Annotated in this window: 8 protein-coding genes; 7 read left to right on the forward strand and 1 reads right to left on the reverse strand. The window is 41.6% G+C overall.

Going from position 1 to position 14,178, the window contains the following annotated elements; genetic code table 11:
* The first annotated feature begins 21 nt into the window (after positions 1 to 21).
* The 4 genes from RQP52_RS03785 to RQP52_RS03800 all read left to right on the forward strand — a co-directional run bounded on the left by RQP52_RS03785 (position 22) and on the right by RQP52_RS03800 (position 4,219).
* Positions 22 to 1,017 (forward strand): metal-dependent hydrolase, encoded by a 996-nt coding sequence (locus RQP52_RS03785; RefSeq protein ID WP_315949568.1) that lies wholly within the window; start codon positions 22 to 24, stop codon positions 1,015 to 1,017.
* Between the two features lie 211 nt (positions 1,018 to 1,228).
* A complete protein-coding gene (locus tag RQP52_RS03790) occupies positions 1,229 to 1,798 on the forward strand; it encodes a type IV pilus modification PilV family protein (protein ID WP_315949570.1) in 570 nt (189 codons plus the stop codon).
* Positions 1,782 to 2,327: a PulJ/GspJ family protein gene (locus RQP52_RS03795; protein ID WP_315949573.1), complete on the forward strand. Its 546-nt coding sequence runs from the start codon at positions 1,782 to 1,784 to the stop codon at positions 2,325 to 2,327. Before RQP52_RS03790 ends, RQP52_RS03795 begins: the two co-directional genes overlap by 17 nt.
* 11 nt (positions 2,328 to 2,338) lie before the next feature.
* Positions 2,339 to 4,219 (forward strand): hypothetical protein, encoded by a 1,881-nt coding sequence (locus tag RQP52_RS03800; RefSeq protein ID WP_315949575.1) that lies wholly within the window; start codon positions 2,339 to 2,341, stop codon positions 4,217 to 4,219.
* Between the two features lie 53 nt (positions 4,220 to 4,272).
* Here RQP52_RS03800 and RQP52_RS03805 read toward each other — a convergent pair whose 3' ends face one another.
* A complete protein-coding gene (locus tag RQP52_RS03805; RefSeq protein WP_315949577.1) occupies positions 4,273 to 9,849 on the reverse strand; it encodes a DUF5057 domain-containing protein in 5,577 nt (1,858 codons plus the stop codon).
* A gap of 364 nt (positions 9,850 to 10,213) precedes the next feature.
* Between RQP52_RS03805 and RQP52_RS03810 the strand changes: the two genes are divergently transcribed.
* From RQP52_RS03810 to RQP52_RS03820, 3 genes are read left to right on the forward strand one after another with little or no spacing between them, the layout of a single operon-like run.
* A complete protein-coding gene (locus RQP52_RS03810) occupies positions 10,214 to 11,878 on the forward strand; it encodes a GspE/PulE family protein (protein ID WP_315949579.1) in 1,665 nt (554 codons plus the stop codon).
* Positions 11,879 to 11,898: 20 nt separating this feature from the next.
* Positions 11,899 to 12,951 carry a type IV pilus twitching motility protein PilT gene (locus tag RQP52_RS03815; RefSeq protein WP_315949580.1) on the forward strand — a complete coding sequence of 351 codons (1,053 nt, stop codon included), beginning with the start codon at positions 11,899 to 11,901 and terminating at the stop codon, positions 12,949 to 12,951.
* Positions 12,951 to 14,159, forward strand: a complete 1,209-nt coding sequence (locus RQP52_RS03820; RefSeq protein WP_315949581.1) for a type II secretion system F family protein — start codon at positions 12,951 to 12,953, stop codon at positions 14,157 to 14,159. Before RQP52_RS03815 ends, RQP52_RS03820 begins: the two co-directional genes overlap by 1 nt.
* Positions 14,160 to 14,178: the final 19 nt, after the last annotated feature.

A 14,178-nucleotide genomic window follows, 5' to 3' on the forward strand; every position in this document is an offset into this window, starting at 1 on the left:
CAAAGGATGGGTGATTGACACATGGACACAGGAAGCCATTTATTGTTCGGCGTCACCTTAGCAGGACTCGCTTGTTTGGAGCCTGTCGTATCGCAAGATCCGAATTTGACCCATGCAATTCTGGCCGGAACGCTCATTGGATCACATGCCCCTGATTTTGATACGATCGCAAGAATCAAAGGGTATACGAACTATTTGCGTGTTCATCGAGGAATTACCCATTCCTTGCCGGCACTCTTTATTTGGCCGATTGTGCTCAGTTTGCCTCTTGCAGCTATCTTTGGGGTATGGGATCATTTGTTTAGCCTGTATATGTGGACTTTGTTGGCTGTTGTTTTTCATGTGTTTCTGGACTTATTTAACGTCTATGGCGTGCAGTGTCTCCGGCCGTTCTCTTCCAAATGGCATCATCTCGATACCCTCTGTCTTTACGAACCTTTCCTGTTCGTCCTGCATACCTTTGGCGTTCTTATTTGGATTTTAGTTTGGCACGGCAGCGGGGGGCTTCATATCGGGGAGATGTTCGCGTTGATATACGTGGCGACCTTCTTTTATATTGCCATTCGGAGCGAACAGCGGAAACGATTTGTTAAATTGGTGAAAAAGGAACTGAATCTGGAAGACGGAATATGCCATCTCATTCCCAGTCTCAGTTGGTTCCGTTGGCAATTCGTTATCGAGAGTGATACGCGGTTTTACTTGGGCGAAATTCGGGATGGTTCTGTCGTGACTGAAGTGGAATATAGCAAAATTGACTATAGCCAGGAACAGTCACACCCGATCGTGCAAGCTACCTTGGCTACAGATGGCGTCCGTGCCTTCCTGCACTTCGCGCAGCGCATTCATGTGTGCTGGACCGAGAAAACGGACGGCTATGAAGTGCAGTGGCGAGATGTCCGTTTTTGGCATCAACGAAAGCTTCCTTTCGGGGTCAACGTTCATCTGGATCGCGACATGAACGTGGTCAGCGACACGCTGGGATGGGATAAAAAAGCGTGGGACCCGCCTTATGTCTGAGGACGAGAACAACTTAAGAAGCTTTGCTCCTATAAGGGAGTGAGGCTTTTTTTACATTTCGGGAAAGGGACACAAATTGAGTCTGTTTGTCATTTTTTATGCAGGAAATCAGTGTTTGGAGTCGAAAATATGGTACAATAGTCCTATATTAAAAGTCCTATATTTGCAGATGCGTGACATATTGAAATTAATAATCTTAGGAGCATATGAGATGAATAGAAGAGAGCCCCGTGAAGAGGGATTTACGCTGATAGAGGTTTTGGCTGCGACGGTCATATTGTCTGTGGCTTCCATGGCGATGCTGGCGTTTTTCATTAACGCGATGTCGTATAACAAAGGGAATCAGAATAAAACGGTGATGGTGAATTTGGCTAGGAACGCTTTGTTTTATATGGAGAAGCAGAACTATGCAACGATTCATAATTATTTTATTGATCCTAGTACGGGTGACCTAAAGGGTAATCTAGATATTTCACCCAAGAACTGCAGTACTAGAAATATTTGTGATAAACCTGATTTACAAAATTTATTTCTAAATCCGAATATGAAGCTCCTCTGGGATGTGCTTAACCCCAAGGTAAATGATATTGAATATCAAATATCCGTGTCTTATCAGGTAGATATTACAAATGAGTTGAAAGATGATCCTGTAAAAAAAGGGATGGCGAATTATTTGCTGCCTATTCATGTTGAAGTGACTGTCAAAGATAACAACGTGAATAACGGAAGAAATAAACCTGTCATTGTGGAGGGCTATATTGCAAATGAGTCGATTCGTTAACAGCATCAAAGAGCAAAAGGGTTACTCGCTGGTCGAGCTCATTGCTGCTTTAAGCATTTTCTCTTTGATAGCTGGATCCATTTATGGGGTGATTAATTTTGGTTTCAAAGCTTATGATCGAGTGAATGTCGAGAATTCTCTGCGGGATGAAGGCGATATCATTATGTCGGCGATTATGAGTGAGTTTTATACACAAGGCCCCGAAACCGTTGAGAATTTCAGCACGAACAGTGAAACGGAAAATGGCATTTTGATGCATATAAAAACAAACGATGTAAAAGGTGAGCATGTATCAGTTCGCCATGTGGTTGTTGACAACACGGACCATAAAGTTTACATCTATAACGATCAGAAAACGGCTAGCAGTGCTATAGAATTAAAATCTCAAGTTATGAGCGATTCTATGATTCACATTAACAGCTGTACAAATGGATGTACGAACGGGCTTATTAATGTCACATTGGAATTAAGTCAGACTTCTAAAGGAAGAGATCACAAGCTCAAGCTGCAAAGCCAGTTCGGTTTCTAAGGAGGAGTAGCATGTTTCGCGAGGAGCGCGGTTCAGCATTGCTGTTAGTTTTATTTATGGTTCTTATTTTTTCGATATTAGGTTTGGCTGTGTTGAGTGCAAGCATAGGCGGTGCAACAAGAACGGAGACGAAGCAAAAGGATGTTCAAAGTTTGCATTTGGCTGAGAAGGCGTTGAATGAGGCTGCTGCTTATATCATGTCCGATTTTGAAAGTCAGGATGGCGTTAACATTGATGAAGTTCAAAATAGGTTGGATGACATTACAGTGAAGTTAAATGGGAGAGCGACCAGTACTTTATTGGATCATGATGTAGGTGCAGCCAGAGGGAAAATACATAGTATCGAATTCAAAGAAAATAAAAAAGAGGACAGCTCGCTGAATTATAAAATTACGATTGATGCTGAAGCTACTGTGAATAATGTCACGCGTCTACTTACCCAGGATATTATTTTGGACACGTTTCCAGATTCACTGAAATATGCGATGGGTTCGGAAGGAACTGTGCTGATTAATGGATCGCCTTATATCATCGGGGATATTTATGCGGGAGAAGCATTAAAGGTCAAAAATGAAGCTGAATATTTGTACCTTGGTACGCCGTTATATCAGTCGACTAAATTCCCGAAGTTGGAGGGAAGCGTCTACGTTCAAAAGAATGCATCCGGGGACGGGTTAAATGCTTATTATTGTGAGACGGTAAGCGCAACAGTTTCTCAAACCAGTCCGCAATGTGACACACTTGAAAATGTCGGCAACAGCAATAGTGGTTATAAAAGTATTAGTGAAGAAGAGGGAGAGGGCGTAAAAACAATCAAAGAGGTGCTGACTAGCACGGATCCTGCGAATATTCATGTCAAAGATCAGAGCAAATTTGCAGGGATAGAAGTCAACGAAGCCTTCGTGGATAAAATGGTTCAGGCCATCGGGAAAGATATTGCAGATCCAGATGGACAAAGAATGAAGGTGAAGACGGCGTTGGCGTCCAGAGACAGTCTTACGGACTTGAGTCCATGGATGGAAATTATTGATCCGCTGGATGAAGTAGCGCCTGATCCTGCTAATGCTCCTAAGTATGCCGCCTATGAGGCGAAGAAGAGCAGTCTTATTAGCTTGTTTTCATCCGAGCTTGAGAATACGATAATGTATAATGGCAATTTAACGATAGATGGCGGCGAGGTATTCAGTAAATTGCTTTACAAAGAAAGTGTGAAAAACCCCGTTCCTGTTAATTTAAATAAAAGCAGCTGGTTCATTGTAAATGGTGATTTAACGATTAAAAATACGAATATAGATAAAGGCACCCTTGACATTAAAGCTAATATACTGGTTACAGGTAATCTATCTATACATAACACCGTTAATATGGATTCCACCATCTACACGTTAGGTAAAACGGAGATTGTGGATGCTTCTATTTTAGGTTTGAAGGGGCTAGATGGTGAGGAGAAAGAGTTAGTTCTTATTTCTAAAGGTGCTATTGATATTTATCGCGTCAATTCGTTTCTTGATATTAAAGAACCTTTTCAGTACGATTCGAAGTCACCTGGAAACAAACCGGTGGAGACGCATGGTGCTAATCCTCCAATCTTAAAAGCTTTTTTCTACACGGATAGTGATGCAACGATTTATGGGGTAGGTTCCGTATTTTGGGTATATGGCGGCTTTTTTGCCAAAGGTAACTTGACAGTCAATGCCATTCGTGGGAATGCTACAGGCGGAGTAGAAAGTATTAAAATGGATGATCAAACACAAGTCACCTCGGAGAATCAGTCGCGTCTTATTATCGATTATAACAGTAAGATTTTTGAGAATCAGAAGGTTGGTTTGCCACGTGTTTCTAAGGTAGGCTTGACTGTAGGGAAGAAAAAGCAAGTAACGGAGTTTAAATGATACTGGTAAAAAAAGAGGCTGTCCCAATGTGATTGGGGCAGCCTCTTAGCGTTTTAATATCTGTCGTCAAACTCGATGACGTTCACCGTAATTTCGTCTTTCACCGTTTCATCGTCTTTATTCGTGACGGTAATCGTTGTTGACCCTTGCTTGAAGCTGGTTACCAGGCCATTGGAGTCAACATCAGCGATAGTCGAACTACTACTTTTCCATTGTAATTGACCATTTAGGTCATTAATCCATTCTTTTTTCCACTTGTTTGGCGTAACGGTTAGATATTTAAGTAAGTCAAACGATCTTTGAGCAGTTGTACCTTTTGCGTATAAAGTGATCGTCGAATCAGGAAGTTCCAACTTCGTCAGGTCTTGCCTCACGTAAACAACTTTGGCTGCTGTTTTGGAAGGGAAGCCAGGGCCTCCAGCCACGTCTACTTTGATTTGGATAGTGCCTTTCTTAAGCCCTATGAGTGTTACAGTTTGCTTGTTGTCATCGCCAACAATGGCAGCCTCACCATTTTCTTCAGGTTCACTGATTAAGCTCCACTTAAACTCATTGTTTAATGCTGTTGAAGGATTCAAAGCAGCCTTCAGCACGATGGACTCACCTTTGTCCATTGTAATAACAGAGATGCCGCTCTCAACACCGTCGATCATCCTGACAATGGCTAAGGATTCGACGGAGACGCTAAAGCTTTGCTTATACGTGATGTCTTTATCCGTAACAATGCTGACCGTTCCTGTTACTACGCCAACATTTTTACCTGTAAAGTCTCTGGAATCTTCTGCAGACTTCGATACATTTGCAAAAGACTGATTAGGGTTATCTAAAGCCCATGCGAAAGTCTTAGCTTTCTGATGTGAAGATCTCAACCATGCCCGAAGCGTTGTTGTTCCGGAGATATTTACGACTTTATCTCCATCAAATTCGACAGTAGGTTGAGCAACGGTGATCTTAGCGGAAGCAATAACACTTTGATCAGTTTTCGAAATAATCGTTACTTGTGTTGAACCTTCCGATATTGCTTGATAATTGCCTGAGTTATCTACTGTCAGCACGTTCACATCCGTTGACTTCCAGATAACATCCGAATTCAATTCTAACGGAGGTGTAATGGATGGTGATAGGCTACCGCTTTGGCCGACGTCAACGGTTTGATCATTCAGTTGCAGTGAAATGACGGTTACTTTAAAGCTGGCATCGTAGGAACTCCCTTGATCAGTGACCATATGTACGGTTCCGTTAATGATCCCAGGTTGCTTTCCGGTAAGAGTTCTCGTTGGACTCCCATCTACGCCGGTGAAATCTGCTTTCAATTTATCCTCATCTGAAACATTCCACGTCGTATAAGTAGGTGTTTCATTGAATGAACTTAGAAGAACTTGAAGCGTAATGGGTTGACCACCAATAAAGAGTTTATCAGGCCCGTTAACAGAAATTGATGGCTGTATGACTGTAATCGTCGCTGTGCCGGATAGATTCGTGCCATCCGTCGTGGTTGCTTTAATTGTAGCTGTACCAACAGCTACCCCTCGAGTATTTCCGTTAGAGTCGACTGTGACCACGTTTGGATTGTTTGATTCCCATGTAAGCACTTTAATACTTGCATTTGTAGGCTCGAAATTTGGTGTTAGAACATAAGATTGATTAACACGAATCGTAGCATTGTCTATTCTTACAGAAGCCACAGGAACTGCTGTAACGTTAACACTGAAATTTTTGGAATAAGTGCTTCCAATATTTGTTCTAATTGTAACTGAGCCATTCACCGTTCCTGCTTTGACACCAGTTAATACACGCTTGTAATCACCATCTGTTACAAAACTCGCTTTATCCTGATCGGGTGAACTCCAAGTAACGGATGCTACAGTTTCATTAATTGTTGAAAAAGTAGCTTCTAATGTAATCTTCTCTCCAATATTTACCGAAGTTGGCCCATTAACTGTCAGTGAAGGTTTAACTACAGTAACGGTAGCATTGGCTGTCAGATTGGATCCGTCTGTGGAATTAATGATAACTTTCGCTGTTCCTTCAGCTACGCCTGTAATGTTCCCTGAACTGTCTACGGTAACCAGATCGGACCGGTCTGTGCTCCAGGTCAAGTTGAGATTATCAGCATCGGACGGTGTATAGTTTGAATTTAATTTGATGGTTTCGCCAACGCGAATACTAGCGCTCCCTACATTAATTGATGTTAAAGGTATGAATATTTTTACTGTGTAATCTTTGGAATAAGTATTTCCTTTATCTGTTACAACGGTAGCTGTTACAGTCACGGTACCTTTTTGTACACCATGTAAGATGCCAGTAAATTTATCGCTTACCGTGAAGTTCGCTTTGCTGGAATTTGAAGAACTCCATCTGACAGAAGTTACGTTCTCATTCACGGTTACCAGTGCTGCTTGCAATGATATGTCTGCACCAACGGCCACTTCCGTCGGACCTGTGATATTCAAGCCTGGTTGGATGACAGAAACCACGGAGGTGGCGGTAAGTCCGCTTCCATCTTTCGCGACAGCCGTTATTTTTGCAGTTCCAGCACTGACACCTCGAATTTCACCACTTGCATTAACCGTAACGATGGTTGCCGCATCCGTTGTCCAAGTGAAGTCTTCGTTCTTTTGGTAGGTAGCATCACTAGGCATTACCTTTGGAATAAGTTTGGAAGTATCACCTTTTGCAATTGTGAGGTTATCCAACGTCAAGGAAGTTAATTTCGTAAAAGCGGTTATGACCTTATTCGAAAAGAGAACATTTTGATTTGCTGAAGCAAAATCCTTGTATTGCAGGTTAGCATTAGATAATGAGTAGTCTCCCGCTTTCGTTGGTTTAACAACGACGGTGAACAATGAGCTATTAGCTACAAATTGACTGCCTTCCCTGCGGTACGGAATTTCACCGATATCACCTTCAAGGGTAAAGCCGCTTGTTAATGAGCCTGTTTTCGTGAAACCTGTTGGTATTGTAACAATTTCTAAGTTGGCTGGGAAAGTTTCTTTATAATGCAAGCCTGTAATTTTTAAATCTTCAAGGTTCGTAGCCGCACTGTAAGGTTTTGCTGTTGGATTAATGATGTAATTCACAGTCACGGGGCTATTAACTTCAATTTTTTCAGCTGATACCGTGCGATCTGGCGTTAAACCTGTAGAGGTTATGACTTTGACCGCAACTTCTTTTGTTTCAAGAGCGCCTGCAGCGTCTTTGGTTGAGACTGAGATCGTCAAATCTCCGCCGCTTGCTGCTAGTGGATTAGGGAATGTTTTGGTGATTGTCTCACCTTTATTTGTCTCCGTATCCGCTAAAACTTTGACAGATTGATTAGTACCCGAACTGTCTTTGTAAGTAAAAGTAATGGATGAGGTCACTTTTTTATCATTTAAATCCAAATCATCGGGTTTGAAACTGACAGAAATTGAACTATTTGCTGAGATGTAATTCTTTAAAGATGCGTCGAAAGCTGCTGGAGATATGAGATCCAATGTAGGCTTATGATTTGAACCTATGAAAGCCCTGTACATCGTGTTTACGAACAGCTTTTGTTCCCAATCTGGAAAAGAGCTGTTTTTGGTTGTGTTTACGAAATTGTGCCCTGTACCTGAATAGGTGACGTTCCCTTTGGAGTAGGTGTAATAATGATTCCAGCTATCTTCCACGTCACGAGGGCTGCCATTGATGTTGTACCAGGGAATAACCTTGGGATCGTTAAGATCCAGCCTAAAATACTGATCATGTGTTGTTGCCACGGATGGTGTCATTTCACTTATAAAGAAAGGAAATTCGGTTAGCAAACCTTCATTTATTTTTACAGTTGACGTTGATGTGTTAGGGGCATTGAGTCCCATATTCGTCATTGGACCGATTTGGCCAGTATCAGCTTGGAAATTAGTGATCCATGTTTGATTTCCTTGATAAACGGTATCATGGGTGAACATAACGCCTTGACCTGTAGCGATAAATGATTTAACAGCTGCAGCAGCTGTTGAAGAAATGTCTGCAGTTCCGTTATAAGAATCGTTAAAACCGAAAATCAACATATCGTATTTACTATTTAATGTTTTGTACTCTGTAGAGTTAAAAGTATTGAAGTCAATGACTGAGATGTTGATATCATAATCGTCTGAATGTAAATAGTTTTGTTTTAAGTTTGACTCTAAAAGTAGGCTGCTGGTCATGCTTTTCGACTGCGAGTTAGGAATAACTTGCAATACCTTAATGGTTGGCGATTGTTCTTTATATCGAAAAACGCCTGCAGCCGAATCCTTCAGCTTGCCAGTGCTAGTTTGATCAACCAGATCTAGACGCCAGTAGTAAAGCCCTGAGTAACCTTTTGGAAGCGTGAAACTAATTGTATTGTTGGTAAGGGAAGTTACTGGGACCGTTTGTACTAAGTTGGAAGCATCGAATTTTAAGACACTATCGACACCTAAATATAAATTAGCTACCAAATTGCGCTGACCGATGTTTCTAACATTAGATACATTAAATGTATAGGTTAAAGTGTCGCCTGCTTTATACTTAATGTCACGATTTGAGCTGATTGTGTAGTCAGTCGGTTTGCTTGTCAGATTAAGTTGAGGGCGAACATTGGCATTTACAAGCAAGTTTGTCTTAGATATAAAGGCAGATGAACTTCCAATATCCGTGTCATTTACAAAAATAACGTTGCTTTTAGATGTTGTCGTATTGTAGGGATTAAATAAATTGTATAAATTTCCACTAGACTTAGAATAGTTACCATTGCTGTTTAAGTATCCTTGATACAAAGCACCGCGTTTCTTGGACGAGTCGCTATATACAATAACGGGTAGTCCTTTATTTATGTATTTGTCTGTAATTTCTGTTGCTTTGAGAGATGTAATGTCATTCTCAAGGAAACGAGTATCGTGGTTGCTTCCAGTCTCTGATGTAGGATTAAATAAGCTTTTTCCGAAGTAAATGGCATCGTATTTACCATCTAATTCATCGCGGAGCGCAACGAATTTTTTCATGCTCATTGTTTCTAGCTGAAAATCAGTATTTGTACCTAGTTTATCTTTTAAATCTGAAGTGAGTGTTTTCTCGTTAGAAGACTTTTCCAAATCTTTAATCTCAAGTATTTTCAATGGTTTGGTGAGATCGAAATAGGAAATTTGAAATTTTGTAAGCGTAGACGTGGAGTTGCTTTGCTCCACATTGATCTCACCGCTACTATCGTTCTCTAAACTGAGGTAGTAAGTTTTGAGATTTCCCGTTGGCTGGAAGGAGACCGAAGAGTCTGAGTTTGTAATTATTTTAAACTTCTGATTGGTACCAATCGTTTGGGAAGAGGCTTTTAAAGTATCCACACTATTAGACCCAATCGTCACATATTTGGAATTTGCTCTTGATCTCAAAGCATAGATGCCTTCCCCTTGATCAACTAAATCAAACAAATCGGATACCCATGGATTCGTCTTATTAGCATAAAGTGAAGAACTGTTACTCGTATCTGTCGTTATATACTTACTGTTATTGACAGATTTCAGTGCTACGGTTACCGTGTCTCCGGCAGCTGCTAGAACTGTTTGGCTCGGAAGACCTGTGAACCCGAACCAAGATATGGCCATGGATGTGATCAGTAAAAGACTGATCTTTTTTTGTATGGCTGAAAACATACATTTATCTCCTCCCGTAGACTTTCATATTGTTTTTATGATATGAGACTATTTTACTACTTTTTGGTCCTAAAAATATACAGTTTGTGTATATGATATCGAAAATATTTTAGGGGATTATAAGGAAGTTGACGAAAATAACATAATTTTAATGATTTTTTTTAAGAGGATTATGTGATACAGGGGACGAATTGTAATGTTTGTGGTAGTTTAGAACTAGATTAAGTGGAAATTCGACATGAAGAAATAAGAAAATAATACTAAAATGAACCATAATGTTGTATAATGATTTTTATCTTGCTTAAATTAGGTATTTAGTCCTATAATTTTCTTGGGCGAAATTAGTAATGGAGTTGATAAGGAAATGGCTCTTGTTAGGAAAAGATTGGGTGATTTGCTAGTAGAGAGCGGGATTATTTCAGAAACTCAGCTCCAAGAGGCACTTAAAGAACAAAGTAAAACAAAACAGAAGCTTGGGGACCTGCTGATTACGCAAGGATATATCACAGAGCAGCAATTAATTGAGGTTCTGGAGTTTCAACTCGGCATCCCTCATGTTAGCTTATTTAAATATCAGATTGATCCTGAAATAACGAAAATCATCCCTGAAAGCATGGCGAGACGCTACCAGGCCATTCCTCTTCATAAAGAGGGCGGGAAGCTCATGGTGGCTATGGCGGATCCGCTGGACTACTTTGCTATTGAAGAGATGAGAATGAGCACAGGGTATCGCATAGAACCGGCAATTACGAGCAGAGATGAATTGCAGCGTGCCATTGCCCGTCATTATGGACTTCAGGATTCAATGAGTCAAATGATGACAGATATGCCGACGACCGAAGATATCAAGGAAACTGAAATTACGGATGAGGATTCTCCAATCGTAAGGTTGGTCAATCAAATGATACAGCAAGCGGTTCAGTTAAAAGTGTCGGATATTCACGTTGATCCAGGTGAGACGAATCTGGTTATTCGCTACCGGGTTGACGGTCATTTAAGAACTGAACGTGTGATTCCAAAGCAAATGCAAGGTTTTATTACTGCGCGTCTGAAAATTATGGCTAAATTGAACATCGCCGAACGAAGATTGCCTCAAGACGGTAGAATCAAAATGCAAGTAGATTATAAGCATGTAGATATTCGTGTTTCCTCTCTTCCTACCATTCATGGTGAGAAAATAGTTTTACGGATTCTAGACTTATCAACCGGCGTTAAGCCTATTGAGCAGTTAGGATTCGGGGAGCGTAACATGGGTGTTTTTCGTGAAATGATTGAGCAGCCTTATGGGATTTTGCTTATCACAGGTCCTACTGGAAGCGGGAAAACAACGACGCTATACTCTGCACTAAGCCATTTAAATCAAGAGAATGCCAACATTATTACGATTGAAGATCCCGTAGAGTACCAATTGGAAGGTATTAATCAAGTGCATGTGAATCCGACGATTGGCCTCAACTTCGCCGCCGGACTTCGCTCCATTTTACGGCAGGATCCGAATATCGTCATGGTTGGTGAGATAAGGGACTCTGAGACAGCAGAAATTGCAATCCGTGCATCATTAACGGGGCACCTTGTACTGTCAACTCTACATACCAATGATTCCGTGAGTACGATTACTCGGTTTCGGGATATGGGTATTGAACCGTATTTGATTGCTTCGTCCCTAATCGGTGTTGTTGCACAAAGGCTTGTTCGTAGAATATGTCACGAATGCAAAGTGGTTTATACACCTACGGAGCAAGAACGGATCTTCATGAACAACAAAGGAATACATGCCGAAAAGCTTCACAAAGGCAATGGCTGCGGCAACTGTAATCGCACCGGATATCGCGGGAGGTTAGCCATCCACGAGATTCTCGTCGTGAACGATACAATGCGCCAGTTAATTAGCAACAAAGCTTCTGTGCAGGAAATGCGGGATGCTGCACTAGAGCATGGTCTGATTCAACTGATGGATGACGGGATTCAGAAAGTACGGCAAGGAATTACGACATTACAAGAAGTTATCAGAGAGACAGTTGCTTATTAACGAGAAAGGAGGTGTGGGAAATGTCAAATTCGTTAGAGCGGATCGTAAGTTTATTGAGGACTGCCCATGAGTCTAAAGCATCTGATTTACATCTCTCTGTAGGATCGCCGCCAATCATTCGCGTTCACGGCACATTACAGCAAGTTGGGAATGAAAAGCTGCAAGTTGATGATACTCGTTCCATGGCAGAGGCTCTTTTGAATACTGATCAAATTGATCGATTCAATCAAGCTGGAGAACTGGATTTTTCATATGAGCTTGAAGGATGTTCACGGTACAGAATTAATGCTTATCGTCAAAGAGGACGCGTCAGCGTCGCTATTCGAACGATTCCAACAAAGATTCCGTCTCTTGAACAGCTACAGCTGCCTAGTGTGATTAGTTCATTAGCGTTGAAACCACAAGGACTTGTCTTAGTGACGGGGCCAACGGGAAGTGGTAAATCTTCAACATTGGCAGCTATGATAGATTACATTAATCGAACAGAGAAGAAGCATATTGTAACGTTGGAAGACCCGATCGAGTTTCTTCATACGCATTCTTCATCGATTATTGACCAAAGGGAAGTAGGCAGTGATACGAAGTCATTCTCAAATGGTTTAAGAGCGGCTTTGCGTCAAGACCCCGATGTTATTCTTGTTGGCGAGATGCGTGATCTTGAAACGATCTCTGCAGCCGTTACGGCAGCTGAAACGGGACATTTGGTCTTTGCAACCTTGCATACAACAGACGCACCACAAACAATTGATCGCATTATCGATGCTTTCCCAGCGCATCAGCAAGGGCAAATCCGTGTGCAGCTGGCAGCAGTTTTGGTCGGAGTGATCTCACAGCGATTGTTTCCCAAGCCTGGTGGCCTAGGACGAACTTGCGCTACGGAAATCATGATCAATACACCGGCTGTAGGGAATCTTATTCGTTCGGAGAAAATTCATCAGATCAAGAGTGTCATGCAAACCGGACGCAGCTTAGGCATGCATACGCTGGACATGTCGATTAAGGAACAAATGCAGCAAGGACTTATTGATCCAATCGCAGCGAGAGCTTATCTTGCTGAGGGTGGTGTGATGTAATGTCAGAGTTCCTGTATGAAGTAAGAGGCAGCAGCGGTAAACAGGTAAAAGGCAAAATTTCCGCCACTGATAAATCAACTGCGGTTGAGGAGCTCCGCAAAAAGGGCTATATCGTTCTCTCCGTAAAAGAAGAACAGTTCAAAGCACTCAAAACGGAAATCTACATCGGTAATCCGGTAAAAACGATTCACTTTATCGTGTATTGCCGGCAGTTTGCGACGTTGATTAGGGCCGGGGTCAATATCGTGGAAGCAACGTCGATTTTGGCTTCACAAACCGAGAGTAAGCCGCTTCGCAAAGCACTCTTGCAAGTTGCTTCAAATATTTCGAAGGGTGTTTCTTTCTCCAGCTCGATCTCGGAGCATAAAAAGATTTTCCCACCAATGTTTGTCAACATGGTTCGCGCTGGTGAAGAGACGGGTGACTTGGAAGGAACGTTGGAGCGACTTGCCAAGTTTTTTGAGAAGGAGCATGTGACTCGGGAGAAGATTAAGTCGGCGATGACTTATCCGGCAACGGTCGGTGGACTTTCTATTGTTGCAGTAATTTATCTTTTAAAATCTGTTGTTCCTCAGTTTGTAACCACATTCGAGTCACTGCATGCTGAACTTCCTTTGATTACTAGAGTTGTATTGAAATTAAGTAACAGTATTCAACATCAGTGGTTGTTTTGGTTAGTTGGGGTGCTTGCAGTAATTACTGCTTACCAAGTGGCAAAGAGGTTTGAAGCAGGTGCATATGGGATTGATTATGTAAAGCTCAGAATACCTATTTTTGGTAAGTTGAGGCAAAAAGGCTCAATTGCGTTAATGACTCGGACGTTATCCTCATTGTATTCAAGTGCGGTTCCAGTTCTTCAGTCGCTTGCAATCGTAGAAGAAGTAGTTGGAAACAAGGTAATTGGTAGTTTTATTAAAAAATCGGCGGACTCCTTACGGCAGGGGAACCCGTTGTCTGAACCGCTTAAGCAGTCCTGGGTATTTCCTCCTCTTGTCACACAGATGATTTCTATTGGAGAAGAAACGGGTGCTCTTGATCAGATGCTTGAAAAAGTGGCGGATTTCTATGAGATGGACGTAGAAAACACTGTTGATCGATTGAAGTCGCTGTTAGAGCCGCTATTGCTAGTTTTATTATCGGGATTAGTAGGATCAATTGTTGCAGCAATTATGCTGCCGATGTTTAGTATGTATTCTAATTTAAGTTAAAAAAATATTGGAGGTAGAC

The organism is Paenibacillus violae, assembly GCF_032461945.1.
GTDB classification, from domain to species: domain Bacteria; phylum Bacillota; class Bacilli; order Paenibacillales; family NBRC-103111; genus Paenibacillus_E; species Paenibacillus_E violae.

Coding starts and splice junctions, on each gene's coding strand:
- RQP52_RS03785 (WP_315949568.1), top strand. CDS start 22: ATGGACACAGGAAGCCATTTATTGTTCGGCGTCACCTTAGCAGGACTC.
- RQP52_RS03790 (WP_315949570.1), top strand. CDS start 1,229: ATGAATAGAAGAGAGCCCCGTGAAGAGGGATTTACGCTGATAGAGGTT.
- RQP52_RS03795 (WP_315949573.1), top strand. CDS start 1,782: ATGAGTCGATTCGTTAACAGCATCAAAGAGCAAAAGGGTTACTCGCTG.
- RQP52_RS03800 (WP_315949575.1), top strand. CDS start 2,339: ATGTTTCGCGAGGAGCGCGGTTCAGCATTGCTGTTAGTTTTATTTATG.
- RQP52_RS03805 (WP_315949577.1), bottom strand. CDS start 9,849: ATGTTTTCAGCCATACAAAAAAAGATCAGTCTTTTACTGATCACATCC.
- RQP52_RS03810 (WP_315949579.1), top strand. CDS start 10,214: ATGGCTCTTGTTAGGAAAAGATTGGGTGATTTGCTAGTAGAGAGCGGG.
- RQP52_RS03815 (WP_315949580.1), top strand. CDS start 11,899: ATGTCAAATTCGTTAGAGCGGATCGTAAGTTTATTGAGGACTGCCCAT.
- RQP52_RS03820 (WP_315949581.1), top strand. CDS start 12,951: ATGTCAGAGTTCCTGTATGAAGTAAGAGGCAGCAGCGGTAAACAGGTA.